Below are 26,649 nucleotides of genomic sequence, written 5' to 3' on the forward strand. Positions count from 1 at the left end.
ATGGATTTACTTAGCAAACTGACAAAGCTATTGGCAAAGGCCGACATTCAACTGACTGGCAAGCAAAAACAGCAGTTAGTTGATTATGTTGGTTTATTGCACAAATGGAATAAAGCGTACAATTTAACGTCGGTACGTGAGCCGGAACAAATGTTAGTTCGCCACATCATGGACAGCATCGTGGTGAACGATCACCTTAAGGGTGACAAGTTTATCGATGTAGGAACGGGCCCAGGGCTTCCTGGCGTACCTTTAGCGATTGTACGACCTGATGCTCACTTTGTTTTATTGGATAGCTTAGGGAAGCGTATACGCTTCCTAAAACAGGTTCAGCATGAGTTAGGGCTAACTAACATTGAGCCAGTTCAATCTCGAGTGGAAGAGTACCCTGTTGAAGATGGATTTGATGGCGTAATTAGCAGAGCCTTTGCATCACTCAACGATATGCTGAGTTGGTGCCACCATCTTCCTGCAAGGGAAGGGCGCTTTTATGCGTTAAAAGGTGTGGTTCGTAACGAAGAACTCACACAGCTACCTGAAGGATTTGAAGTTGAGTCCATTACAGAGCTAAAAATTCCAGAATTAGACGAACAGCGTCACTTAGTTAAATTATTCAAAAAATAACGTAGTTTCTAGTAAAATTATTTTATCTTTTAGAGCGGTAGCCGTACATTTACAATGTTACGGCTATTTTTATATATAATTAAAATAAAGATAATTTAAATTCACTTGTTATTTACAGAATATTAACGAATATATATCAAAAATAATCACATTAATCGTAATAATATTCCTAATCTAATATTATTACTAAATCGTTTTAGCATTAATAATGAAATATCCAAATTATTTTTTCATTTTTTTGCCTAAAAAATAACAAATTTAATTATTTGATTTATGGCTTAAAAATAGGGTTCTAACCGGATAAAGAGTGTGGTTATTAATCAAGAGATTAAGATTTGTTGTGATCTTAATCACATAAAGTTATTTTTAGGCGACGAATCGTTAATAAATTATTAATCCTACCTGTCTTAATTCTGCGCTATCTCGAAAAAATTAAATATTTATTCACCTTTTCGCTACTTACTGATTGAATTCATTTCGCCTGCCCGTATAATTTGCACGTTTTTGTCTCTTGACACATTTAAGCAAAGGCAGTTTTATTACAACCCTTAGCGTTTCTTAGGCTGAGAGAGCTGGGAGTACACAAAGTTATGTCTATTTCCCTTTATGGCAGTAATGCTTCTAAGCAACTGTCTATTCAGTTAATAACTTTTGTAATCCTCAGTGGGGCTTTCTGTGCAAATAGTATAGAATGGGGGGCCTCTGCTCTTGCTGGTGGGTTAGCATGCTGGTTACCTAATATCGTATTTATGCTGCTATCACGCTTTGAAAAAGCAAAAGAAGAGGATGAACCTGTCCGCATTGCCTGGTTCTTTGCATTAGGAGCAGGGTTAAAGGTTGTGACAACTATTACTGTCTTAGTTGTTGCTTTTGGTGTGTTTAAAGCGTCAATAACACCACTGGGTTTGACCTATTTAGCGGTGCTGATTGTTCAGATTGTTGCACCAGCCGTTGTAAAACGGTAAGTATTTTTAAACTACAAAAGGGTAAGAGGCATCATGTCTGCATCAGGAGAAGTGATGACTACAAATGAGTACATAGGTCACCATCTGAGAAACCTTCAGTTGGATCTACGTACCTTTGAGTTGGTCGATCCCCACGCTAGTCCAACGTTTTGGGCGTTAAACATTGACTCGCTTTTTTTCTCAGTAGTTCTCGGGGCTTTATTCCTGTGGCTATTTAGAAAAGTTGCTGCCAATGCGACTAGTGGCGTACCCGGTAAGTTACAGACTGCAATAGAACTGATCATTGGTTTCGTTGATAACTCAGTCCGTGATATGTATCACGGGAAGAGCAAAGTTATTGCCCCTCTGGCATTAACGGTGTTCGTCTGGGTATTTTTAATGAACCTTCTGGATCTACTTCCAATTGATTTCATCCCATACATCGGTGAGCACTACTTAGGTTTACCTGCTCTGCGTATTGTTCCAACCGCAGATGTGAGTATCACGATGTCGATGGCAATTGGTGTGTTTATCCTAATAATCTTTTACAGCATCAAGATGAAAGGAATTGGCGGATTCACGAAAGAGCTCACTATGCAGCCTTTCAACCATCCGGTATTTATCCCTGTAAACTTGATTCTTGAAGGGGTTAGCCTGCTGTCAAAACCTGTATCACTCGGTCTGCGACTGTTTGGTAACATGTATGCAGGTGAATTGATCTTTATTCTTATCGCGGCTCTGCTTCCGTGGTGGTCACAGTGGTTGTTAAGCCTGCCTTGGGCTATCTTCCACATACTGATTATTACGCTACAAGCCTTTATTTTTATGGTTCTGACTGTTGTCTATCTGTCGATGGCTTCTGAAGAGCACTAATTTTATTAATCAATAATTGTATTAACTGAAACAAACTGGAGACTGTCATGGAAAACCTGAGTATGGATCTGCTGTACATGGCTGCCGCTATTATGATGGGTTTAGCGGCGATCGGTGCTGCGATCGGTATCGGCATCCTAGGTGGTAAATTTTTAGAAGGCGCTGCTCGTCAGCCAGATTTAATTCCTCTGCTGCGTACACAGTTCTTTATCGTAATGGGTCTGGTCGATGCTATTCCGATGATTGCTGTTGGTCTGGGCTTATATGTAATGTTCGCTGTTGCCTAATTAACGTTCGGCACACATTAAGAACATTAACTAACTAATAAATAAGAGGTATTGTCTGTGAATCTAAATGCAACAATCCTCGGCCAGGCTATCGCGTTTGTCCTGTTTGTTTTGTTCTGTATGAAGTATGTATGGCCACCGATTATGGCGGCCATAGAAAAACGTCAAAAAGAAATTGCTGACGGTTTATCTTCCGCAGAACGTGCTAAAAAGAACCTGGAACTGGCGCAAACCGACGCAACCGACCGACTGAAAAAAGCGAAAGCTGAAGCTCAAATCATCATTGAACAAGCGAATAAACAACGCACTCAAATGATTGATGAAGCTAAAGCGGAAGCAGAAGCAGAACGTGCAAAAATCGTAGCACAAGCGCAAGCTGAAATTGATGCTGAGCGTAAACGTGCACGTGAAGAGTTACGTAAACAGGTTGCGATGCTTGCTATCGCAGGTGCCGAGAAGATCATCGAACGTTCCGTGGATGAAGCTGCTAACAGCGACATCGTTGATAAACTAGTCGCTGAACTGTAAGGAGGGAGGGGCATGTCTGAAATCGCTACTGTAGCTCGCCCCTACGCCAAAGCAGCTTTTGACTTTGCTGTGGAAAACCAAGCTGTTGCTAAATGGCAGGAAATGCTGGCCTTCACCTCTGAGGTGACGCGCAATGAACAGGTTGGTGAGCTGCTTTCTGGTTCTATTGCACCAGAAACATTAGCTAAAACGTTTATCTCTGTTTGTGGAGATGAAATTGACGAGCATGTTCAAAATCTAATTCGTGTTATGGCGGAAAACGGTCGTTTAACAACGATGCCAGAAGTATTAGCTCAATTTATCCAATTGCGCGATACGCTGGAATCAACTGTTGAAGTTGATGTTCTTTCTGCGAACGAACTGAGTGAACAGCAGTCAGCTAAAATTTCTGCCGCGATGGAAAAACGTCTGTCACGCAAAGTTAAGCTGAATTGCAAAATTGACAAGTCTGTTATTGCTGGAGTGATCATTCGTGCGGGAGACCTCGTCATTGACGGTAGTGTCCGCGGTCGCTTAGAGCGTTTAACTGACGTCTTGCAGTCTTAAGGGGACTGGAGCATATGCAACTGAATTCCACCGAAATCAGCGAACTGATCAAACAGCGTATTGCTCAGTTCGATGTTGTGAGTGAAGCTCACAATGAAGGTACGATTGTTTCCGTTAACGACGGTATCATTCGTATTCACGGTTTAGCCGAAGTCATGCAGGGTGAAATGATCGCACTGCCTGGCAACCGTTACGCAATTGCACTGAACTTAGAGCGTGACTCTGTTGGTGCGGTTGTTATGGGTCCTTATGCTGACTTAGCAGAAGGCATGAAAGTTAAATGTACTGGTCGTATTCTTGAAGTTCCAGTAGGCCGTGGCCTGTTAGGACGTGTAGTGAATACACTGGGTCAACCAATTGATGGTAAAGGTCCTGTTGAGCACGATGGCTTCTCTCCTGTAGAAGTTATTGCTCCGGGTGTTATCGACCGTCAATCAGTTGATCAACCTGTACAGACTGGTTATAAATCAGTCGATGCGATGATTCCAATCGGCCGTGGTCAGCGTGAGCTTGTCATCGGTGACCGTCAAACTGGTAAAACAGCTCTGGCGATCGATGCAATCATCAACCAGCGTGATTCTGGCATCAAATGTGTTTACGTTGCTATCGGACAGAAAGCATCAACTATCTCTAACGTAGTACGTAAACTGGAAGAACACGGCGCTCTGGAAAACACTATCGTTGTTGTTGCAACTGCATCTGAATCAGCTGCACTGCAATACTTAGCACCATACTCTGGTTGCGCGATGGGTGAATATTTCCGTGACCGCGGTGAAGATGCTCTGATCGTTTATGATGACCTGTCTAAACAGGCTGTCGCATACCGTCAAATTTCACTGTTGCTGCGTCGTCCACCAGGACGTGAAGCATACCCAGGTGATGTTTTCTATCTGCACTCCCGTTTACTTGAGCGTGCTGCTCGTGTTAACGCTGATTACGTAGAAGCATTCACTAAAGGTGAAGTGAAAGGTAAAACTGGTTCATTGACTGCTCTGCCAATCATTGAAACTCAAGCGGGTGACGTTTCTGCATTCGTACCAACAAACGTAATTTCGATTACTGATGGTCAGATCTTCCTGGAATCTAACCTGTTTAACTCTGGTATTCGTCCAGCGGTTAACCCAGGTATTTCAGTATCTCGTGTTGGTGGTGCTGCTCAGACTAAAATCATTAAGAAACTGTCTGGTGGTATCCGTACAGCACTGGCTCAATACCGTGAACTGGCAGCGTTTGCTCAGTTTGCTTCCGACCTCGATGACGCAACTCGTAAACAGTTGAGCCATGGTCAGAAAGTAACTGAACTGCTGAAACAGAAACAGTATGCACCAATGTCAGTAGCAGAGCAGGCACTGTCTCTGTTCGCTGCAGAACGTGGATATCTGGACGATGTTGAGTTAGCAAAAATTGGTGCATTCGAAGCTGCATTAGTTTCATTTGCACAGCGCGAGCATGCTGACCTTATGAACGAAATTGGTCTGGCGGGCAAATATAACGATGATATCGAAGCTAAGTTGAATAAACTGCTCGAATCATTCAAAGCCACCCAGTCCTGGTAATACTATTCGGCCCGTGAATTTTTATGGGCCGTCTGGTTAATAAGGAGAAGCAGAAATGGCCGGCGCAAAAGAGATACGTTCCAAGATTGGAAGTGTGCAAAACACACAGAAGATCACTAAAGCGATGGAAATGGTCGCGGCGTCCAAAATGCGTAAAACGCAGGAACGCATGGCGGCCAGCCGTCCTTATGCAGAAACCATGCGCAGTGTGATTGGTCACCTTGCATTAGGTAATCTGGAATATAAACACCCATATCTCGAAGAGCGCGAAGTTAAGCGCGTCGGGTATTTGGTTGTTTCAACAGACCGTGGTCTGTGTGGTGGTTTGAACGTTAACCTGTTCAAAAAACTGCTAGCAGACATGAAAACGTGGTCTGAGAAAAACGTTCAGGTTGATTTGGCTTTAATCGGTTCTAAAGCGGTAGCATTCTTCGGTTCTGTAGGCGGCAATGTCGTTTCACAAGTAACCGGAATGGGGGATAACCCGACCCTTTCTGACCTGATTGGCCCGGTTAACTCTATGCTACAAGCCTATGATGAAGGGCGTTTAGATAAACTGTATGTGGTGAACAACAAGTTCGTCAATACAATGTCTCAAGAGCCAACTATTCTTCAGTTACTGCCATTGCCTGCAAGCGATGACGAAACACTGAAGAAGAAATCTTGGGATTATTTATATGAACCCGATCCTAAGGCGTTGCTGGATACCCTGCTGCGTCGTTATATCGAGTCGCAGGTTTATCAGGGCGTCGTTGAAAACCTAGCTAGTGAGCAGGCCGCTCGAATGGTAGCGATGAAAGCCGCTACAGATAACGGTGGAAACCTGATCAAAGAGTTGCAGTTGGTTTACAACAAAGCTCGTCAGGCCAGCATTACTCAGGAACTGACCGAGATCGTTTCTGGTGCTGCCGCGGTTTAACAGCTAGGTTTACGAATTACGTAGAGGATTCAAGATGGCTACTGGAAAGATTATCCAGGTAATCGGCGCCGTTGTGGACGTCGAGTTCCCTCAAGATAACGTACCAAAAGTGTACGATGCTCTTGAGGTTATTAACGGTAAAGAAAAACTGGTGTTGGAAGTTCAACAACAGTTAGGTGGTGGTGTTGTCCGTTGTATCGCAATGGGTACATCAGACGGTCTGAGCCGTGGTTTAGAAGTTGTAAACCTAGAGCACCCAATCGAAGTACCAGTCGGTAAAGCAACTCTGGGACGTATCATGAACGTTCTGGGTGAACCAATCGACATGAAAGGTGATATCGGCGAAGAAGAGCGCTGGTCTATTCACCGTGCTGCACCAAGCTACGAAGAGTTAGCTAACTCAACTGAACTGCTGGAAACCGGTATCAAAGTAATGGACTTAATCTGTCCATTCGCGAAAGGTGGTAAAGTAGGTCTGTTCGGTGGTGCGGGTGTTGGTAAAACAGTAAACATGATGGAACTGATCCGTAACATCGCGATTGAGCACTCAGGTTACTCAGTGTTCGCCGGTGTTGGTGAGCGTACCCGTGAAGGTAACGACTTCTATCATGAAATGACCGACTCAAACGTTCTGGATAAAGTATCACTGGTTTATGGCCAGATGAACGAGCCACCAGGAAACCGTCTGCGTGTTGCGCTGACTGGTCTGACTATGGCTGAAAAATTCCGTGACGAAGGTCGTGACGTACTGCTGTTCGTTGACAACATTTATCGTTATACACTGGCAGGTACTGAAGTATCAGCACTGTTAGGTCGTATGCCATCAGCGGTAGGTTACCAACCAACGCTGGCGGAAGAGATGGGTGTTCTGCAAGAACGTATTACCTCAACTCAAACTGGTTCTATCACTTCCGTTCAAGCGGTATACGTACCAGCGGATGACTTGACTGACCCATCACCAGCAACCACCTTTGCTCACTTAGACGCAACCGTAGTTCTGAGCCGTCAAATCGCATCTCTGGGTATCTACCCTGCGGTTGACCCTCTGGATTCTACCAGCCGTCAATTAGACCCACTGGTAGTTGGTCAAGAGCACTATGATGTTGCTCGTGGCGTTCAGTCTATTCTGCAACGTTACCAAGAACTGAAAGATATCATTGCAATCCTGGGTATGGATGAACTGTCTGAAGAAGACAAACTGGTTGTTGCTCGTGCTCGTAAGATCCAGCGCTTCCTGTCTCAACCATTCTTCGTTGCAGAAGTCTTTACCGGTTCACCAGGTAAGTTCGTTTCTCTGAAAGACACTATCCGTGGCTTCAGCGGCATCCTGAACGGTGATTACGACCACCTGCCAGAACAAGCGTTCTACATGGTTGGTACCATTGAAGAAGCTGTGGAAAAAGCGAAAAAGCTTTAATCCATCTGACGAGAGGTTGATATGGTAGCTGCAATGACATACTACCTGAAAGTAGTAAGCGCGGAAAAACAGATGTTTGAAGGCTTAGTACAAAAAATTCAGGTGACAGGTAGTGAAGGTGAGTTGGGGATTTATCCGCAGCATACCCCGCTGCTGACTGCCATAAAACCGGGCATGGTACGCATTACGAAGCAGTTTGGTGAAGAAGAGCTAATTTACCTCTCCGGCGGTATTTTAGAAGTTCAACCAACAGGTGTTATCGTACTCGCTGATACAGCGATCCGTGGTAAAGATTTAGACGAAGCTCGTGCAGTGGAAGCTAAACGCAAAGCGGAAGAACATGTCCGCAAAGCACACGGCGATGTTGATTATGCTCAGGCATCAGCAGAACTTGCAAAAGCAATAGCGAAACTTCGAGTTATCGAGTTAACTAAAAAGCTTATGTAATGATAGCAATATAGAAAAAGCCAGTTAGTTTGACTAACTGGCTTTTTTATTTGTGCGAAATATGTAGTAATTTATACAGGAAATAGGTTTACTTTCACCCCAAAGTTGGAGTTTCAGGAAAATATGACTGTGCAAAGAAAAAGTGTCGTGATTTTAGCTGCCGGTAAAGGCACACGGATGTATTCAGACTTACCTAAAGTTCTGCATTTACTCGCAGGTAAACCAATGGTTCAGCATGTGATTGATACAGCGAAATCAATCGGTGCGTCGGATATTCATCTGGTATACGGACATGGCGGTGATTTACTGAAAGAAAAACTGGGTGAACAAAACCTCAATTGGGTTCTGCAAGCAGAGCAACTGGGTACTGGCCACGCGATGCAGCAAGCCGCTCCCCACTTCCAAGATGATGAAGATATTGTCATGCTTTATGGCGATGTACCTTTGATCGCTAAAGACACATTACAACGACTGGTAGAAGCTAAGCCAGAAGGCGGCATTGGCTTACTCACTGTTATCCTAGATAACCCAGCCGGTTATGGTCGCATTATCCGCGAAAACGGCGAAGTCGTTGGTATCATCGAACAGAAAGATGCCAGTGAAGAACAGCGTAAAATCCAAGAAATCAACACCGGTATTATGGTTGCAAGCGGAAAAGACTTTAACCGCTGGCTGAGCCAACTGAACAATAACAATGCCCAAGGTGAATACTACATTACCGACATCATTGCTCTTGCTCATAAAGAAGGTAACAAAATTGCGACCGTTCACCCAAGCCATCTCAGTGAAATGGAAGGGGTTAATAACCGTCTGCAATTAGCTGCGTTAGAGCGCATCTACCAAAAAGAACAAGCTGAAAAATTACTGTTAGCGGGTGTGATGTTGATTGATCCTGCGCGTTTTGATATTCGCGGAACCTTAACTCACGGTCGCGATGTGGTGATCGACACCAACGTGATCATCGAAGGTAACGTGACACTGGGTAATAACGTTCAGATCCAAACAGGCTGTGTACTGAAAAACTGCGTGATTGGCGATAACTCAGTTATCAGCCCATACTCAGTGATTGAAAATTCTGAATTATCCACGGAATGTACTGTTGGACCTTTCGCTCGTTTACGCCCTGGTGCTAAATTAGCAGCAAAATCCCATGTGGGTAACTTTGTTGAAATGAAAAATGCCACGCTGGGCTTAGGCTCTAAAGCGGGTCACTTAAGCTATCTGGGTGATGCTCAGATTGGTAGTAATGTGAATATTGGTGCGGGCACGATCACATGTAATTATGATGGTGTGAATAAATTTAAAACGGTTATTGGTGATGATGTGTTTGTTGGCTCTGACACTCAGTTAGTTGCTCCAGTGTGTGTGGCTAATGGCGCAACCATTGGTGCTGGTACCACGGTCACTCGTGATATTAACGAAGGTGAGCTGGTGGTGAGCCGCGTGAAACAGACACACATTAAAAACTGGCAGCGCCCAGTAAAGAAAAAATAAGTAAATAAAACATAAGTAAATATAGAGGAGAGATATTCAAGTCTCTCCTATGATTAGTTATGAACGAATTAGTTATCTAAGAATTAGCAGTCTAAGCAATGTCGGTCAGTATTTTTTAATATAAAAATCGCTACAAAGTAGCAAATAGATAAAACAATAAAATTCCCCGTTTCTACAAGGCTGGGGAACAGCGAAAGCTGAACAATAATCAGGTTGCGACAATAAGAGGGGGAATAACCCCTTTATTTAGGAATAACTTAATATGTGTGGAATTGTTGGTGCTGTCGCACAACGTGATATCGCGGAAATTCTGTTAGAAGGTCTTCGCCGTTTAGAATACCGTGGTTATGACTCAGCGGGTATGGCGGTGGTTGATCACGAAGGTCATCTGCAACGCTTACGTGAAGTCGGTAAAGTACAAATGCTGGCGGAAGAAGCAGAAAAGAACCCGGTTTCTGGTGGAACTGGTATCGCGCATACCCGCTGGGCGACTCATGGTATTCCAAGCGAGCGTAACGCTCACCCTCATACCTCGGGTTACATTGCCGTTGTTCATAACGGAATTATTGAGAACTATTTAGAACTGAAAGAAGAGCTGAAAAAACTTGGCTATATCTTTAGTTCAGACACTGACACTGAAGTGATTGCACACCTTGTTCATCATGAACAGCAGCAAGGTGGCACATTGCTGGAAGTGGTTCAGCGCGTGATCCCACAATTACGTGGCGCTTATGGCACCGTAATTATGGATAGCCGCAACCCAGAATTATTAGTCGCAGCACGTTCAGGTAGCCCGTTGGTTATCGGTCTGGGTGTTGGCGAAAACTTCTTAGCTTCTGACCAACTGGCATTATTGCCTGTGACTCGCCGTTTTATCTACTTAGAAGAAGGGGATATTGCGGAAGTTACTCGTCGCACTGTGCGTATTTTTGATAAGCAAGGCGCACCAGTTGAACGTGAGCAAATCGAATCGAATGTTCAATACGATGCAGGTGATAAAGGCGCATACCGCCATTACATGCAAAAAGAGATCTATGAACAGCCAATGGCGATTAAAAACACCCTCGAAGGGCGTTTTAACCAAGATAATGGTATCGACCTTAGCGAGTTAGGTCCAAAAGCCAGCGAAATTCTGTCCAAAGTTGACCATATCCAAATCGTTGCCTGCGGAACCTCGTACAACGCTGGTATGGTTGCGCGTTACTGGTTTGAATCATTGGCGGGTATTCCTTGTGACGTGGAAATTGCGTCTGAATACCGCTACCGTAAACCGGCACATCGTAAAGGCAGCTTGATGATCACCATTTCCCAATCAGGGGAAACGGCAGATACTTTAGCCGCTTTACGCTTGTCTAAAGAACTGGGTTACTTAACGTCCCTGGCGATTTGTAACGTTGGCGCATCTTCATTAGTCCGCGAATCTGAGTTTTCGCTGATGACCAAAGCGGGTGCGGAAATTGGCGTTGCTTCCACCAAAGCATTCACAACCCAGTTAACGGTATTGTTGATGCTGGTGGCATATATGGGACGCCTGAAAGGGGCAAACCCAGAACTGGAAGAGCGTATTGCTCATGCGCTTCACGCACTGCCTGCGCGTATTGAAAGCATGCTGTCTCAAGACAAAGTGATTGAAGCGTTAGCTGAAGATTTCTCAGACAAAAACCACGCACTGTTCTTAGGTCGTGGTGATCAGTTCCCTATCGCCGTTGAAGGCGCACTGAAACTGAAAGAGATTTCGTATATCCACGCCGAAGCGTATGCAGCGGGCGAATTAAAACATGGCCCATTAGCGTTAATTGATGCAGATATGCCAGTTATCATCGTTGCTCCGAACAACGAACTGTTAGAAAAACTGAAATCTAACATTGAAGAAGTTCGCGCGCGTGGTGGTCTGCTGTATGTGTTCGCTGACCAAGATGCTGGTTTTGTGGCAAGTGAAAACATGAAAATTGTTCCCCTGCCGCATGTGGAAGAGTTAATCGCACCAATTTTCTACACTGTTCCTCTGCAACTGCTCTCTTACCATGTTGCGTTAATCAAAGGAACTGACGTGGATCAGCCGCGTAACTTAGCAAAATCAGTGACTGTTGAGTAATCTCGCTCTGATTTAAAAATCCATCCGGTGTTCTGTAAAAGAACACCGGCTTTTTATTGCTTCTCTATTCTTACACTCCATTAAAATTTCCCTGCTGAACTATAACAATCCGATGCTAATTAGTTGCTTTTGCATGCATCTATTCGCTATCAATTTCACGTATACTTAATTTTCTTGATGCAGTATTGAGCAATAATAAACAACAATAAAAATCAGCAGAAGGCGACGTGGATGGCAGAGATAGAATGGTTAAGTGCGGTTGTCATCGCAATCACAATAGGGTTTTGGGCGACAGGAAAACTACCGGAATATTTAGTAGCATTACTGTTTTTAGCAGCAGCGGCATGCTTACATCTAGCGCCAACCAATGTGATTTTCTCGGGGTTCACCTCGGAAGCATTTTGGCTCGTTTTAAGCGGATTCATTCTTGGGTTTGCCATCAATAAAGTGGGGCTAGCGGAACGGATTGCGCAGCATATCTCGGGGCGTTTCACAAAATCCTGGCTCTCATTGATCATTGGCGTGGTGATCCTCGCCTATGGATTGGCATTTATTATGCCGTCGAATATGGGGCGAATTGCATTACTGATGCCGATTGTGATGGCAATAGCAGATAAAGTCGGGCTAGAAAGTGGCAGCCGAGGGCGTATCGGGTTAGCGCTGGCGGTGGGTTTTGGTACCTTCCAACTTTCTGCAACTGTGCTGCCTGCGAACGTTCCCAACCTTGTTATGGCGGGAGCGATAGAAACCACTTACCACCTTAAACTTTCCTACTTGAATTACCTGTTCCTGCATATGCCAATCTTAGGGCTGATTAAAGGCGCAATGGTGGTGCTGTGTATCTATTTTCTGTTTCCTGCCAAATTGCAGCAGGTGGTTGAGCAAAAAACTTTACCGCCGATGAGCCGCGATGAGAAAAAACTCGGTGTTGTGTTGGCGGTCACATTGCTTTTCTGGATCACGGATACCACACACGGTATTTCACCAGCATGGGTGGGATTAGTCGCGGCATGTTTCTGCTTGCTGCCTAAAGTCGGTTTTGTCACCAATGACGAGTTTGTTAAAGCGGTGAATATCCGTACTTGTATCTATGTGGCAGGGATTTTGAGCCTAGCAACATTGGTGAGTTATTCCAACGTTGGAATGGTGGTTGGTACTTACTTACAAAAGATGCTGCCACTGGATCCAAATAGCCCGTTTATGGATTTTGGTAGCTTAGTGGGACTGACTAGCGGTTTAAACTTTGTGGTGACGGCAAACGGCGTTCCAGCACTGTATACCCCGTTAGCAGAATCTCTCTCTAATGCCACGGGCTTACCACTAATTGCGGTTCTCATGGTACAAGTCATCGGTTACTCAACACCTTTATTGCCTTATCAAGCGTCTCCGATTGTTGTCGCGATGGGAATGGGCAAAGTGCCGTTAATGGATGGCGTAAGGCTGTGTCTGATTTTGTTTATTTTGACCTTTTTCCTCTTGGTGCCTCTGGATTATTTCTGGTTTAAATTGCTGGGCGTGATCCCTTAATCACGATTTTGGTGATTAACATAAAGTTAGCTATTTTATAAAGATAATAAAAATCCGGTAGGGAGTATGCCTTACCGGATTTTGTTTTTTTTATCGATAACAATCTTACAAGAAGGCTTTATACGGCAATTCAGGTTCGTTTTTAAAGATGTCTTGGAAGCCTCTGAAATGCTGATAATGCATGCGTCCTTTATCGGTTGGGTAGGTATATTTCCCGCCAACTTGCCAGAAGAATGGGGCAAATTTATATTGCAGACGCTCTTTTTTCATATTCCATAACACTTCAATTTCACGAGGGTCATTTTGGAAGTTAGCCCAAATATCGTGGTGGAATGGGATAACCGTCGTGCAATCTAATGATTCGGCGGCACGCAAAATATCGGAAGAGGTCATTTTGTCGGTGACACCGCGCGGGTTTTCGCCGTAAGAAAGCAGGGCAACATCAATATTGTAGCGGTTGCCGTGCGCCGCATAGTAGTTGGAATAGTGAGAATCTCCAGAGTGATACAAAGAGCCGCCTGTGGTTTCAATTAAATAGTTCACCGCACGTTCATCCATACCGTCCAAAATGGCTTTGTCATAGGAAGAAACGCCTTTTGGTAAGGTCACTAGCGCGGTACGGTCGAATGAATCTAAAACACGGATTTTCATATCGCCAACTTCAATCACATCGCCCACTTTGGCCACAATGCAGCGATCTTCTGGTACACCCCAACCTGTCCATAGGTTGACGCAGGCTTGTGGACCAATAAATTTAACGTGGTCTCCGCAGTTTTGTAGCACTGCCGCCGCAACGTTGACATCAATATGGTCAGCATGGTCATGGGATGCCAAAATGGCATCGACATCTTTAATCGCAAATGGATCGAGCGGAAAAATCGCGGTACGTAAGTTGGGCTGCAGGGCTTCAACTCCGCCCATACGCATCATTTGGTGCTGCTGATTCATCAGTGGGTTTTTTTGGGTCTTTTTACCTGTACCACACCAAAAATCGATGGATATGTTAGTGTTACCTTCGCTTTTCAACCAAATACCTGTACAGCCCAGCCACCACATAGAAAATGTGTTGGGTTCTACGACGGTTTTTTCGATCTCTTCATTGAGCCAGGTTCCCCATTCAGGGAATGTGCTTAAAATCCAAGATTCACGGGTAATTTCATTTACTTTACTCATAGCAACACCTTTCCTATCCAGAATTTCAAATGTAAGGGATTAGCGCCTTATTAATGAAAATAAGGCGAAATACAGAATAAATTTGTTAATTCGTTGAATTAGATAGTTAATCTAATTATACAAGGATGACTTGCGTGCCTTGGGCTTCGATGGCTTTGATAATTTTCGGGTCGGCATTCTTACCGGTGATGAGATAGTCAATTTTTTCGGTAGGGCAAAATAACATGCCCGTTCGACTTCCGACTTTTGAGCTATCCACAACGACAACCAATTTATCAATACGATCGAGCATCTGTTGCTCCGCGACCGCAGTCAGCATATCTGTTTTGTACAACCCTGTTTCGGTTAAACCTTTCCCTGAAGTGAACATCCAGTTACCGGCATATCCCATCAATGTGCTTAATGCAGGATTGAGGAAAATACCTTGTGTTCGGTTATATTGCCCGCCAATCAGAACCACATCTTCATGTTCTTCTTCAATCAAATAACTGGCGAGAGGGAAATAGTTCGTTACTATCTGAACCCCTTTTCCACACAGTTGCTGTCCTAGCAAAAATGCGGTGGATCCACAGTTGATAACAGCGCTATCTCCCGGTTGGCAAAGTTCTGCCGCTTTCATGGCGATTTGTGACTTTTCTTCATAATGGTCGGTGCTATTGATATTCAGTGGTGACCATCTGAGTCTTTTTTCTTCAATGCGCTCTGCACCATTACGTATTTTTTTGAGTTTGCCTTGCTCATCCAGCTTGGCTATATCTCGGCGAGCAGTTGCCGGCGAAATATCAAAATGTTTTGTGATAAAAGATACGTTAATGATTTGATTTTCTTTCAATAAAGACAATATTTCATGATGTCTTTGTGTCTCATTCATGTGTAGCGCCTTATTTCTGTATAATCATTTTTCGTCTTTAGTGATGATTATTATAATCACGATTCCATGATAACTTTTGACTCAAAATGATTGAGTTTGATTCTATATGATTATAATGAAAATTGTCAACTCACTAAATTCAAAAATTACCCATGCCGATTTAATTATTTAACTATATGTAAATATTGATTTTTACTATATTTGTTGTGATCAGCTCAACAAATGTAGGGTTTTTTACTGGTCAAAAAGCGTCACTTCAAATAATCATAAATGAGCAAATGGTGATTACTTATGATTGCAAAATGTATTTGAGTGATTAAATTGATGAACTGTTTGATTATAGCGTGAGAATGCTTGTCTGTGATCAGGGTAATGTAATTTTAAATAAGATAATAATTCACACTAAATTTGATTTAGGGGTAAAAATATGGATTTTCTGTATGACTCATTCTATATTTTTTACAGCCAAGTGATGACCAAAGCCCCGTTATTACTGGGATTAGTGACATTGATTGGCTACTGGCTTCTAAAGAGAGATGGCACAACCATCCTGAAGGGAACCATAAAAACGATTGTCGGCTTTATGTTAGTGCAAGTGGGAGCCGATACATTAGTCTCCAGCTTCAAACCTGTCATTGCAAAAATGTCAGAATATCATCATCTTACCGGTTCAGTTATCGACCCTTATACCTCAATGATGGCCACCATGGAAACCATGGGGGATAACTATTCATGGGTTGGGTATACGGTGTTGATTGCATTGGCGATTAATATTCTTTTGGTGCTTTTCCGCCGTATCACGGGGATCCGAACCATTATGCTGACGGGGCATATCATGTTCCAGCAAGCGGGATTGATCGCGGTATTCTATTTTGTGCTGGGCACCAGTATGTGGGAAACCATTATTTACTCAGCCGTTCTCATGGCGCTGTATTGGGGCATTTCATCCAATATTATGTTCAAGCCAACGGAATCAGTCACGGGTGGGGCAGGGTTTTCAATTGGTCACCAGCAGCAAGTCGCATCATGGGTCGCCACTAAAATTGCCCATAAACTCGGTGATAAAAACGATAGCGTTGATAATCTTAACCTACCGAAATGGTTGCATATTTTCCATGATAGCATCGCGGCCACCGCGATTGTGATGACCGTTTTCTTCGGCATCATTCTTCTTTCCTTTGGGTTAACTAACTTGCAAGAAATGGCAGGGAAAACCCATTGGACCATCTATATTCTAGAAACCGGTTTGAAATTCGCGGTCGCCATCCAGATTATTGTTACCGGTGTGCGGATGTTTGTTGCCGAGCTCTCTGAAGCGTTTAAAGGGATTTCCGAGCGCGTTATTCCTAATGCGGTACTCGCCATTGACTGTGCGGCAATTTACGCCTTCTCTCCTAATGCCATGGTATTCGGCTTTATGTGGGGGGCGTTGGGGCAGTTTACTGCGGTGTTGATTATGTTGGGATTAAGTTCCCCGATCATGATTATTCCTGGATTTATCCCAATGTTCTTCTCCAACGCGACAATTGGGGTATTTGCCAACCATTTCGGTGGCTGGAAAGCAGTCATGAAAATCTGTTTCGTGATGGGGATCATTGAGGTGTTTGGGTCTGCATGGGCGATTTCATTGTTTAGCCAGCAAGGAACGGATTTTAGCGGTTGGATGGGCATGGCTGACTGGGCGTTAGTTTTCCCACCAGTGATGCAGGGGCTTTCCTTCTCTAAATATTTCTTCTTTGTCTTGATTGGACTGTCGTTTGTTTACATGTACTTTGCGTCGAAAAGATTGCGTGCGGAAGAAGATGCGCAAGCCGCTACGGCAGCGGAGCCACAAGCGGAGCTGAGTGTTGAAAATGCGCCGATTGAACCAACAGAACTGCCTATTTCAACAGGCGCTAGACCCGTCAGTATTCTTGCGGTGTGTGGTAATGGGCAAGGTTCATCAATGATGATGAAAATGAAAATTGCCAAGTACCTTGAAGGTAAAGGCATTCCTCATGTGATGGATTCCTGCGCGGTCTCTGATTACAAATCAAAACTGGCGAATACAGATATCATCGTCTCTTCCAAGCATCTCTCTTCTGAAATGGATGCGGGGGAAGGTAAATTCGTACTAGGTGTGCAGAATATGTTAAATCCGAACTCATTCGGCGATGAATTACTGGCGATTATTCATAATAACTTTAGTGAGTCGAAATAAATCCAATAACTAAATTTATCATGGGGATTCAGTGATGTATGCCCATGACAATAGGAGAGCAATGCCATGGGTTTCAAACAATCTCTAATGGATAACAACTCCATTAAATTACATGCCTCAGCGGATAATTGGCAGGACGCGATTAAGATTGGCACCGATATGCTCATCGCATCTGGGGCGATTTTGCCGGATTACCATGACGCCATTATTAGCAGCGTCAAAGAGTTAGGCCCTTATATCTGTATTGCACCTCATTTAGCCTTACCTCATGCGCGCCCAGAAAATGGCGTTTTAAAAACCGCATTTGCCTTGGTGACATTAAAAGAACCGATTGTATTTGATGGGGAAAGTGAGCCTGTGGATGTCCTTATTACCCTCGCGGGAAGTTCTTCTGATGAACATATGGAAGGATTAATGGAAGTGACTCAAGTACTGGATGATGAAGAGAGCGAAACGGGGATTGATCTCGATAAAATTCGCCGATGCACCAGCGCAGACGAGGTCTATCAGGTGATTGATGCCGCATTGGCTTAAGCCGTTATTCACCAGATACCCGATTTAATCTAAAATACTAGGATAATCAAATGACTAAACCTTTAATTCAAATTGCATTAGACCAAACCAATCTGAAAGATGCGCTGGCGGTTGCTGATAATGTGGAGTCTTTTGTTGATGTGATTGAAATTGGTACTATTTTGGCTTTTGCGGAAGGCATGAATGCAGTTTCAACACTACGTAAAAATCATCCATCACACATTATTGTTTGCGATATGAAAACCACGGATGGCGGTGCGATTTTATCGAAAATGGCGTTCGAAGCTGGCGCGGATTGGATCACGGTTTCGGCAGCGGCGCATATTGCCACTATTACGGCATGTAAAAAAGTGGCGGATGAATTTGGGCGTGAAATCCAAATTGAGCTGTATGGTAACTGGACATTAGACGATGCTCAGCGCTGGGTAGATTTAGGAATCAAACAGGCGATTTACCATCGTTCTCGTGATGCTGAGCTCGCTGGCGTGGGCTGGGGACCTGAAGATCTCACCAAAATGCGCCAACTTTCTGATTTAGGCCTCGAATTGTCGATAACTGGGGGGGATTGTGCCGGAAGATATTCATCTTTTTGAAGGTATCAAAGCCAAAGCCTTTATTGCTGGGCGCGCATTGGTCGGTGAAAAAGGAAAAGCCACCGCAGAAGCACTGCGTGAACAAATTGCTCGTTTCTGGTAATTGGTATTGATAAAAATCCCCTCGAAATTACGGAGGGGATTTTGTTTTTAGGTTTATAAGCGTTTACTTGGTAGTAGCATTACGGCAATACCGCCTATTACCGTCACCGCAGAGAACGCGGCAAAGTTCCAACTACTGGCGACTCCAAGACTGGCAATATAAGCGCCAAACATGGGACCAGACATTGCACCTACACGGGAAATACTCATTGTCCAACCTGTTGCAGAAGCCCGCACACTGGATGGATAGAAATGAGCGACATAGCCTGTCAAAATTAATGGCGCAGAAATACAGCCAATCCCCGCGAGGCCCACAAGTAAATAATTCATATAGATATTTTGCTTGAAGACCATCAATCCAATACCCATTGCACCTAGCATAAAGAAGAATGCAACTGTACCGCGAGCGCCACATTTATCGGCGACTTTCCCGAGGAATAACCCGCCTAGCGCAGAAGATAAACTGAACACCACTAAGAAAGTTAAGCTGGAGCCGAGATCATAACCTTCTTTACGCATAATGGATGGCAGCCACGTATTTAAGCCGTAAACGATGAAGCCACCACAGAACAGAGCGACCCAAAAACAGCAGGTTGCTCGCAGGTAATCTTTGGAAAAGATAATCGCGACAACTTCTTTTAAGCTACGGGAAGCCTGCTTTTCTTGTTTCACGGGTTCGTGATAGGTAACTTCAAGTTTCTCCGCCAGTTTTCTCGCTTTTTCGTGTTGCCCTCGGTTATTAAGGTATTCAATAGACTCAGGCAATAGGCGGGACATTGGCCAGATTAATAACAAAGGCAATGACCCGATCATCATGACGCCACGCCAACCAAATTGGCTAAGAATCGCAATCGCCACTAACGCAGCACATAAGATACCCAGAGAGTAGCCTGAGTACATAATGGCATAGTTAAACGACCGTTTTTCAGTTGGTGAATATTCAATAGTGAGAGCCGCGGCTACGGGGATCACGCCCCCAAGTCCAATTCCGCCGATAAAACGCATTAATCCAAAAAACCAAGGTGTTGGCGCTAAAGCGGTGGCTAACATGGTGGACGAAAATAGCGTAACGCAGATTAGTAGCATGCGTCGTCGACCATATAACTCGCTTAACGTTCCGATAATAAAAGCACCGAAGAACATTCCCACGAGGGTATAACTGCTCAAGGCGCCTAATTCAATAGGGGTTAAATTCCACTCTTTATATTCAGAGAGTGTGGGTAAAACTGCACCCATCACCCCCACGTCATAACCTTCAAATAAAATGCTTAGCCAGCAAACCAGCATGACTTTAAAGGTCGTGCGTTTTGAGGAGACAGATGTAATTTCAGATGTTTGTATTGTCATAAATCACTCTCTAATCGTTATTCGACCGATATTTTTTTAATGGCAAGTACGTATATTTTTAAATCTGAAAAGCCGACATTACACTTTACTTTTTTAAGTTAAATCACAATAGAAATGTTAATTAAATGTACAATAAATGCAGAAATAGGATATTTATTGCAGTTTTTGTTTTTGGATTAAATATTAATAAAACTTAAGTTTACTCGCAGTTTTTGTTTCTGTTTTTAAGAATGAAAATGTTTTCCTATATTAATTTTATGAGGAAATTAAAAATAGCAATAATTTTTCATCTAATTGATATTTATGCATTTTAAAATAAAGTAACGCGAGGTTATATTTATAAATAATAAGATAATCACTAGATTGTTAATATGTTTATAGCCTGATTTTTTATTTTAAATATTAGCGTGAAGTATTGAACGGATTAAGTGTGAATATCCAAAAAGTATAATTTAATATTTATTTGACATAAATTTAACATATGAATAATATTCGATGAGTTTGATTTTTGAACAATGCCAAATGCAGGTAAATCGAAAATAAAATCGGAGAATTATTATGATAAAGCCATATGGTGTAGTGGGTTTAGTGCCAACAACGTGGGGAATAAAAACGCGTAGCGATATTATGAAAAATATCGACCATCTTGAGGAGCTATCTCACGGTGCGTTGTGGCTATCTTCATTGGATCTCCCTGTTCGTTTACTTGTTCTCCCTGAAGGTGCTTTACAAGGTTTCAACGATGAAGCATTGGATTTACCGATTGCTGAATTCTTAAAAGATGGCGCTATTGATATTCCAGGCCCTGAGACTGATAGACTGGGTGAATTAGCGAAATCTCAAAATGTGTACATCATGGCGCAAGCGAAAACTCGTGATCCTGATTGGCCAGGAATTATGTTTAACGTTGGGTTTGTTATTGATCCCAAAGGCAACATTATCCTGAAACACCATAAAATGTCCTCTTTGTTGCCGTGTGAACGTTCGGCATCGCCTCATGATCTGTACGATGAGTGGATAAAAAAATATGGGCGTTCATTACAATCTTTCTGGCCGGTGGTTGATACTGAAATTGGTCGATTAGGGGTAATGATGGCCATGGAAGGAAACTTCCCTGAAAACGGTCGTGGTCTGGCATTAAATGGGGCAGAAGTGGTGTACCGCGCTTCATTACCAACGCCATTTACTGAAAATGACCTGTTTGAAATTTCTAACCGCGCCCGTGCGTTGGAAAACAATTTCTATGTTGTGGCGCCTAATATTGGCTCAATGTATATGTTCCCAACCACACAAGCGCCAATTGATTGTGGTGGCGGTCGTTCACTGATTGTGGACTACAAGGGTAAAATCGTGGGTAAACAAGAGGATACTAATGGTTCTACCTATGTTTATGGGGTGATTGATATCGAAGCGATGCGCCATCACCGCGCCAATGCTTCGGTCAGTAATTGGCTGAAAGATATTCGGACTGAATGTGCTCAACTCATTTATGAAACGCCAATTTACCCGAAAAATATCTACTTACATGAGCCTCAAGGCAATCATAAACACTACCGAGAAACCATTTTAAATAAGCAAATCGAGAAAATGATCGAACGAAATGTGTTTGTACCGAGTGTGTATGATAAGCAATAACGGTCGCGATTAATCAAAAACCAACAGCGTGTATTACGTTGTTGGTTTTTTTAATTCTAAGCTAACGGATATCGTTATTTTCATAACGCTTATAGATTTTAATGGTACCTATAGACAGGGTGCGATTTAGCTGGTTAGGTTGCGCAGCAAAATCAGCATCAATTAAAAACAGATTTTTTTGCCTATCTTTTCTTACGTTGCCTTCGGAGCCATGATCAAAAAGAGTGCGTCCCCGGGATTCAACAAAACCAGAAGCCTCCTTGCCTGTTATCGATCTCCCATCAATAAACTTAGTGACTAAAATGGCATTGCCATTTGCGAGCGTAGTAGATCGTGCAAAGTTAATATCTTGATTTACCTCATTTAATACTCTGGCACAGCGATCGTATTTCGCATATTTATTGTATTTAAAGTTTAAATCGCGATGAGGAATTTTAATCGCAAAGTTACCCACGCGATAGGCGGTTCCATATTCCCCTTTACCAAGATAATGACGCATGTTGAGGGTGAGCGTGCCATATTCCTCCTCACCAAGTTCATTGTGTTTGCTGAGGGAGCGCGCGCGACATGTCGAGTGATTTTTGACTAAAAAGATAGGTCGATGATCAGCGCCGAACGCATCATTTTTAAAGATGATATTGAGACGATGCAACTTTTCTGTGAACTGGTCTATTTCGCTTGGTACTATTTTTGCGATTATAGGCTCAATATGTACGATCGGTTCAATGTGTACTTTGTTTGGCGCTAAATTCGTATTTTTTTCTATTTTTTGCGGAGAAGGATTCTCTGGTATTGTCAGCTTTACGAAACTTTGATGGGAAGGGATGATTTCTGTATTTTTTGTTTTCTTGGGACGTTTTAACAATGTATTAAACAAGTTGGTATTAAATAACCTGTTTACTCTCTCTATAAACCCGTTTTTTTTATTTTTAGGTTTCGCCAAAGCGGATTGGTTTTGTTCAATATGTGGCTGAGATATTTTATTTGTACACCCATTACTTATTCTATTCATTGAACACTCTCCTTTTTAGATAAAAATATAAAACAGAGAGTGTTAGAGATATCAAAAATAGATTTTCACTTAAAATTTAAACGTGTTTTCGATATCGCTGAATATTGATTGCCATTCTGCATCATCAATATCCATCAAACCAAAATGGCGCAAAATAAAAGTGCCTTCAGTGGCTAAAAATAGCAATCTAGCGCGTTTGCCGCTTTCGGTTGATAAATCTAAATTAGCAATGCGTTCTCGATACCATTTACGGGTGCTTTCTAAATATTCAGGTGTTTGAAGCAGAGAAGCCATTAATGCGGCACCTTTGGCGATACTGGTTTTATCGTGATCCGCTGTGGCTTTTATGTGGGCAATCACTCGACCTTCAGGACTGTTATCTTGGGCTATCGCTTGACTGAAAATCTCATCGTAAGAGTGGCTCCAGCGCTCAAACATGGCATCAATTAAGGCTTCTTTGTTACCAAAGCAGTATTGGACTCCCCCTTTAGAAATCCCCATTGATTTGGCGACTGCATCAATCGTCAGTGCGGTAGCACCTTGATTAATGACAATCTCTTCTGCGGCTTCTAGCACTTTTTCGCGATCGATTGTTCGTTGACGTCCCATTTAAAAAAACCTCTTTTCAATACGTACGTATGGAATTATATTGTAGCACGATCATCCATCAAGGTGATCAATTAAACAAGTTGAGAAGATTTTATGATAGCAGATTATAAACGTTGGATTATTTTACTCTTAGTATCGAGTGTTTTATTTCTCATCGTCATTGATGTCACCGTGCTATATACCGCACTGCCTAAGCTCACCCATGATCTAGGTGCAACAGCGTCTGAAAAATTATGGATCATGAATGCTTACCCGCTAGTGGTTGCGGGGCTATTGCCTGCTGCGGGAATGTTAAGTGATAAAGTAGGTCATAAGCGGATGTTTATACTAGGGTTGCCCTTATTCGCATTGGCCTCTCTGTGCGCGGCATTTTCACCGAGTGCATTGAGCTTAATTTTATCTCGTGGTTTCTTAGCGGTGGGTGCTGCGATTAGTATGCCAGCGACATTAGCCATTGTTCGCCAAGTATTTTTAGATCCGAAAGAGCGGGCACTGGCGATTGGTATTTGGTCTGCAGTGGCATCGGGTGGTGCGGCAATTGGACCATTAGTCGGCGGTGTATTACTTAATCATTTCTGGTGGGGCTCCGTCTTTTTAATCAACGTACCTGTCGTGCTGTTGGTGATCCCATTTGCGCTTTCTTTAATACCAAAAAGTACGAGAAATTCGCAGCAACCGATTGATTATTTAGGCTCTTTGTTTGTCTTGGTGGGGCTGATTGGTTCAATTTACGCCTTGAAAGAACTTGGAAAAGCCAATATTGATTGGTTCACGTTACTTATTGCAGGGGCGATCGGCATTGCCTTCCTGGTTATTTTTAGCCGTCGACAGTTAGCATCAGAATCGCCCATGATTGATTTCAAATTGCTTGGCGACCCTCGATTTTTTGCGGGTATTATGATGGCGATTTTATCCATCGTGATTATCGTTGGTGTCGAGCTTTTGCTAAGTCAGCGCTTGCAGTTGGTATTAGGTTATACCCCATTCGAGGCGGCGTTATACATTATTCCGATCCCGATTGCGTCTGTGTTAGCGTCTCCGTTAGCGGGCATGTATCTACATAAAGTCGGCGCTAAGCTAATGATGATTTTAGGATTTATTTGCACATTAGTTGGCGTCATTGGGGTTGCGTGGGTATTCAAAACCTCAACCGGCTTGGTATTACTGTCATTCTTATTCTGTGTCGGGTTCGGATTAGGTGCCATTTTTACCACAGCATCAACCACCATCATGTTAAATGCGCCAGATGAAAAAGCGGGAATGGCAGCATCCATTGAAGAAGTGGCTTACGAGCTAGGTAGCGTGCTCGGTGTGACATTTATGGGTGGCTTGATGAGTGCGGTTTATACCGCAAAGCTGGTATTACCGGCAGGTTTAACGGTAGCAGACAAAGTCTATGATAGCCTTGATGAAGCGTTAATTGTGGCTGAAGGGTTATCGCAAGATAGTGCAAGTCTCTTAGTGAGTCAGGCGAGTATAGCATTTGATAGCGCATTTATGTCTGTCATGATTGCTACGGTAATCGTGCTGGTGGTGAGTATTGTAGTTCTACCTTTTTTCTTTCGCCAAAAGCGTACCGCCTAACAATATTGTTCAAATAACTTTGTCTAAAAATTAAGAACAAAGTGCGCCGAATAAAGGCGCACTTTTCATTTAATAGACAAAAAATGATTCACGGGCCTGAGTGTCTATCTCTACGGGAATTTAAAACCAATAAGGAATTTTCGAGAGAAATTCCTAACTCATTATTTTTATTTAAAAAATAATCAACAAAATAGAAAGATGCTCGTGATTGAGCATCCTTCTATGGTCTGATTATTTAACTTTGCGAATTAAAACTGCAGCCAAGAATGGGCTAATAGCAAACAGGGCAAATAACCAGACAGAGGCTTGTTGAGCACCAACTAACCCACCAGGATTAATCAATCCGCTATTATTGACCACCACGCCCACTAATGCCGCAGATAACGCGGTTGCATACAATTGGATCGTAATCACTGAAGAGGATGCTAAGTTTTCTTCCCCTTTAGGTGCCGCATTAAATACTCGCAGAACTAAATGAGGCCAGCAGATGCCAATTCCTAATCCAACTCCCATCATGGCGAGTAGGTAAAGAATAAATAATGGAATGGAGTTAACTAAATCCAGATTAGGGGTTAGAACAGCTAGAATTATCAGCGATACCAAGATGATAACGGGACCCGCTTTAAGGATGCGTAAAACGATGGCACCCGTTTTATTAGCGCTGAGTAAAGCACCCACCGTCCACCCCGCTGCCATCACGGCAGTTAAATAACCCGCCATCAACGGTGAAAACTGGTGAATGGTTTGCAGGAAGTAAGGCACATAAATTTCGGTGGTCATTCCCCCCACCAGTAAACCCATTGTCAGGAAAATAACCCCAAGCTGAGTTTTTAGGGAGTAAGCCCCTGTGGGGAGTAAACGCTTTCCATTTTTACCATCAATAAGCGCAATGGTGACGAGCAAGGCAATGCCAATGAATAACCCGATAAGATTGCTGAGCAAGCTTTCCGATAAACTGCCAATTGAGATAGCCAGCACGGAAATAACTAACAGTGAAATCGCAAGAATGGGAATTTTTGTTGTTTGCGCTTGCTGAGATTTTTTCCCTGGTAATTGGTTGATAACTATCATTGCCAGCACAACCGCCACGGGCAATAAAGCCCAAAAAGCCCAGCGCCAATGACCCCCTTGAGCAAAAATACCGCCAATGGCAGGACCACACAACGTAGCTATCCCCCACATACCGGATATCACTCCCATGGCGCGAGACCACAAGTTTGGCGTGAAGACAATACGGATCAGCGCGTAGCTAAGCGCGAATAACATTCCGCCGCCAAGCCCTTGTAAGGCGCGCCCGCCTAATAAGGTGAGCATGGACGGTGAGGATGCACACCAAATGGCGCCCAAGGAAAACAGTAACAGAGCGCTAAGGTAGGCAAGTTTAGGTCCTAGGCTGTCCAGTACTTTACTGGATAATGCAGAGCCAATAATGGAGGTTGCCACAAATAACGTGGTGTTCCACGCATAATATTCAAGACCGCCAATATCATTGACGACACTCGGTAAAATCGTGGTGACAATATAAATATTGATAGCATGAAGTGCGACGCCACCTGTGAGGGCTATCGTCAATAATGCATTAGTGCCGCTGAGTAAATCGGCCCATTTTCCTTGAGGTTCGGTGCCTGTTTCATTGAATTCGGTGACAGTTTTGTTGCTCATACGCAGACCTGCTGGACGAAAGAGTAAAGAAAAGGGTATTATCCAAGTATTGTCTTGGATAATAAAATTA

The 26,649-nt window shown here is 43.2% G+C and carries 23 protein-coding genes and 1 pseudogene; 18 read left to right on the forward strand and 6 right to left on the reverse strand.

The window, feature by feature from the left end; translation table 11 throughout:
- The 13 genes from rsmG (at position 1) to GKR61_RS11135 (ending at position 13,257) form a co-directional block, all read left to right on the forward strand.
- On the forward strand, positions 1-624 hold the full coding sequence (rsmG, locus tag GKR61_RS11075) for a 16S rRNA (guanine(527)-N(7))-methyltransferase RsmG (protein ID WP_036950606.1): 624 nt from the start codon (positions 1-3) through the stop codon (positions 622-624).
- Between the two features lie 590 nt (positions 625-1,214).
- Positions 1,215-1,589 carry a F0F1 ATP synthase subunit I gene (gene atpI / locus GKR61_RS11080; protein WP_154639770.1) on the forward strand — a complete coding sequence of 125 codons (375 nt, stop codon included), beginning with the start codon at positions 1,215-1,217 and terminating at the stop codon, positions 1,587-1,589.
- A 33-nt stretch (positions 1,590-1,622) separates the two neighbouring features.
- Positions 1,623-2,441 carry a F0F1 ATP synthase subunit A gene (gene atpB / locus GKR61_RS11085; RefSeq protein ID WP_006660652.1) on the forward strand — a complete coding sequence of 273 codons (819 nt, stop codon included), beginning with the start codon at positions 1,623-1,625 and terminating at the stop codon, positions 2,439-2,441.
- Positions 2,442-2,488: 47 nt separating this feature from the next.
- Positions 2,489-2,728 (forward strand): F0F1 ATP synthase subunit C, encoded by a 240-nt coding sequence (gene atpE, locus GKR61_RS11090; protein ID WP_004246596.1) that lies wholly within the window; start codon positions 2,489-2,491, stop codon positions 2,726-2,728.
- A gap of 57 nt (positions 2,729-2,785) precedes the next feature.
- Positions 2,786-3,256 (forward strand): F0F1 ATP synthase subunit B, encoded by a 471-nt coding sequence (gene atpF, locus GKR61_RS11095; RefSeq protein ID WP_036950611.1) that lies wholly within the window; start codon positions 2,786-2,788, stop codon positions 3,254-3,256.
- Between the two features lie 12 nt (positions 3,257-3,268).
- Positions 3,269-3,802 carry a F0F1 ATP synthase subunit delta gene (gene atpH, locus GKR61_RS11100; protein WP_036950613.1) on the forward strand — a complete coding sequence of 178 codons (534 nt, stop codon included), beginning with the start codon at positions 3,269-3,271 and terminating at the stop codon, positions 3,800-3,802.
- A 14-nt stretch (positions 3,803-3,816) separates the two neighbouring features.
- Complete coding sequence (gene atpA, locus GKR61_RS11105) at positions 3,817-5,358, forward strand: F0F1 ATP synthase subunit alpha (RefSeq protein ID WP_006660649.1); 1,542 nt, start codon at positions 3,817-3,819, stop codon at positions 5,356-5,358.
- Between the two features lie 55 nt (positions 5,359-5,413).
- Positions 5,414-6,277: a F0F1 ATP synthase subunit gamma gene (gene atpG / locus GKR61_RS11110; protein ID WP_006660648.1), complete on the forward strand. Its 864-nt coding sequence runs from the start codon at positions 5,414-5,416 to the stop codon at positions 6,275-6,277.
- A 34-nt stretch (positions 6,278-6,311) separates the two neighbouring features.
- Positions 6,312-7,694, forward strand: a complete 1,383-nt coding sequence (gene atpD / locus GKR61_RS11115) for a F0F1 ATP synthase subunit beta (RefSeq protein ID WP_006660647.1) — start codon at positions 6,312-6,314, stop codon at positions 7,692-7,694.
- Between the two features lie 21 nt (positions 7,695-7,715).
- Entirely contained in the window at positions 7,716-8,141 is a 426-nt protein-coding gene (locus GKR61_RS11120; RefSeq protein WP_006660646.1) for a F0F1 ATP synthase subunit epsilon, read from the forward strand.
- Positions 8,142-8,264: 123 nt separating this feature from the next.
- A complete protein-coding gene (gene glmU / locus GKR61_RS11125) occupies positions 8,265-9,635 on the forward strand; it encodes a bifunctional UDP-N-acetylglucosamine diphosphorylase/glucosamine-1-phosphate N-acetyltransferase GlmU (protein WP_036950618.1) in 1,371 nt (456 codons plus the stop codon).
- 262 nt (positions 9,636-9,897) lie between these two features.
- Positions 9,898-11,730 (forward strand): glutamine--fructose-6-phosphate transaminase (isomerizing), encoded by a 1,833-nt coding sequence (gene glmS / locus GKR61_RS11130; RefSeq protein ID WP_036950619.1) that lies wholly within the window; start codon positions 9,898-9,900, stop codon positions 11,728-11,730.
- A 231-nt stretch (positions 11,731-11,961) separates the two neighbouring features.
- On the forward strand, positions 11,962-13,257 hold the full coding sequence (locus GKR61_RS11135) for an SLC13 family permease (protein WP_132496979.1): 1,296 nt from the start codon (positions 11,962-11,964) through the stop codon (positions 13,255-13,257).
- A gap of 105 nt (positions 13,258-13,362) precedes the next feature.
- On the opposite strand, the gene ulaG is transcribed toward GKR61_RS11135, so the two are convergent.
- Positions 13,363-14,430, reverse strand: coding sequence for an L-ascorbate 6-phosphate lactonase (ulaG, locus tag GKR61_RS11140; protein WP_036950623.1), 1,068 nt, complete (start codon positions 14,428-14,430; stop codon positions 13,363-13,365).
- 115 nt (positions 14,431-14,545) lie between these two features.
- Positions 14,546-15,301 (reverse strand): HTH-type transcriptional regulator UlaR, encoded by a 756-nt coding sequence (gene ulaR, locus GKR61_RS11145; RefSeq protein ID WP_154599604.1) that lies wholly within the window; start codon positions 15,299-15,301, stop codon positions 14,546-14,548.
- Between the two features lie 427 nt (positions 15,302-15,728).
- Between ulaR and GKR61_RS11150 the strand changes: the two genes are divergently transcribed.
- From GKR61_RS11150 to GKR61_RS11160, 3 genes and pseudogenes are all read left to right on the forward strand, one after another.
- Entirely contained in the window at positions 15,729-17,501 is a 1,773-nt protein-coding gene (locus tag GKR61_RS11150) for a PTS ascorbate-specific subunit IIBC (RefSeq protein ID WP_154599603.1), read from the forward strand.
- Positions 17,502-17,567: 66 nt separating this feature from the next.
- The gene (locus GKR61_RS11155) at positions 17,568-18,035 is read left to right on the forward strand and encodes a PTS sugar transporter subunit IIA (protein WP_036950629.1); all 468 of its coding nucleotides are present in this window, start codon (positions 17,568-17,570) and stop codon (positions 18,033-18,035) included.
- 50 nt (positions 18,036-18,085) lie between these two features.
- Positions 18,086-18,731 (forward strand): annotated as a pseudogene (locus GKR61_RS11160) (3-keto-L-gulonate-6-phosphate decarboxylase UlaD).
- Between the two features lie 53 nt (positions 18,732-18,784).
- Here GKR61_RS11160 and GKR61_RS11165 read toward each other — a convergent pair.
- Positions 18,785-20,077 (reverse strand): MFS transporter, encoded by a 1,293-nt coding sequence (locus GKR61_RS11165; protein WP_108479118.1) that lies wholly within the window; start codon positions 20,075-20,077, stop codon positions 18,785-18,787.
- 558 nt (positions 20,078-20,635) lie between these two features.
- On the opposite strand from GKR61_RS11165, the gene GKR61_RS11170 reads away from it, so the two are divergent.
- Positions 20,636-21,712 carry a nitrilase-related carbon-nitrogen hydrolase gene (locus GKR61_RS11170; protein WP_154639771.1) on the forward strand — a complete coding sequence of 359 codons (1,077 nt, stop codon included), beginning with the start codon at positions 20,636-20,638 and terminating at the stop codon, positions 21,710-21,712.
- A gap of 61 nt (positions 21,713-21,773) precedes the next feature.
- Here the strand turns inward: GKR61_RS11170 and GKR61_RS11175 are convergent, their stop codons facing one another.
- Both GKR61_RS11175 and GKR61_RS11180 read right to left on the reverse strand, forming a co-directional pair.
- Positions 21,774-22,724: a hypothetical protein gene (locus GKR61_RS11175; RefSeq protein ID WP_051422601.1), complete on the reverse strand. Its 951-nt coding sequence runs from the start codon at positions 22,722-22,724 to the stop codon at positions 21,774-21,776.
- Between the two features lie 69 nt (positions 22,725-22,793).
- Complete coding sequence (locus tag GKR61_RS11180; protein ID WP_036950636.1) at positions 22,794-23,333, reverse strand: TetR/AcrR family transcriptional regulator; 540 nt, start codon at positions 23,331-23,333, stop codon at positions 22,794-22,796.
- Between the two features lie 93 nt (positions 23,334-23,426).
- Here GKR61_RS11180 and GKR61_RS11185 point away from each other — a divergent pair, with 93 nt between their 5' ends.
- Positions 23,427-24,917, forward strand: coding sequence for an MFS transporter (locus GKR61_RS11185; RefSeq protein ID WP_154599601.1), 1,491 nt, complete (start codon positions 23,427-23,429; stop codon positions 24,915-24,917).
- Positions 24,918-25,148: 231 nt separating this feature from the next.
- On the opposite strand, the gene GKR61_RS11190 is transcribed toward GKR61_RS11185, so the two are convergent.
- On the reverse strand, positions 25,149-26,579 hold the full coding sequence (locus GKR61_RS11190; protein WP_036950641.1) for an MFS transporter: 1,431 nt from the start codon (positions 26,577-26,579) through the stop codon (positions 25,149-25,151).
- Between the last annotated feature and the right edge of the window lie 70 nt (positions 26,580-26,649).

This window comes from Providencia sp. wls1916, assembly GCF_009706585.1.
GTDB lineage: Bacteria > Pseudomonadota > Gammaproteobacteria > Enterobacterales > Enterobacteriaceae > Providencia > Providencia lanzhouensis.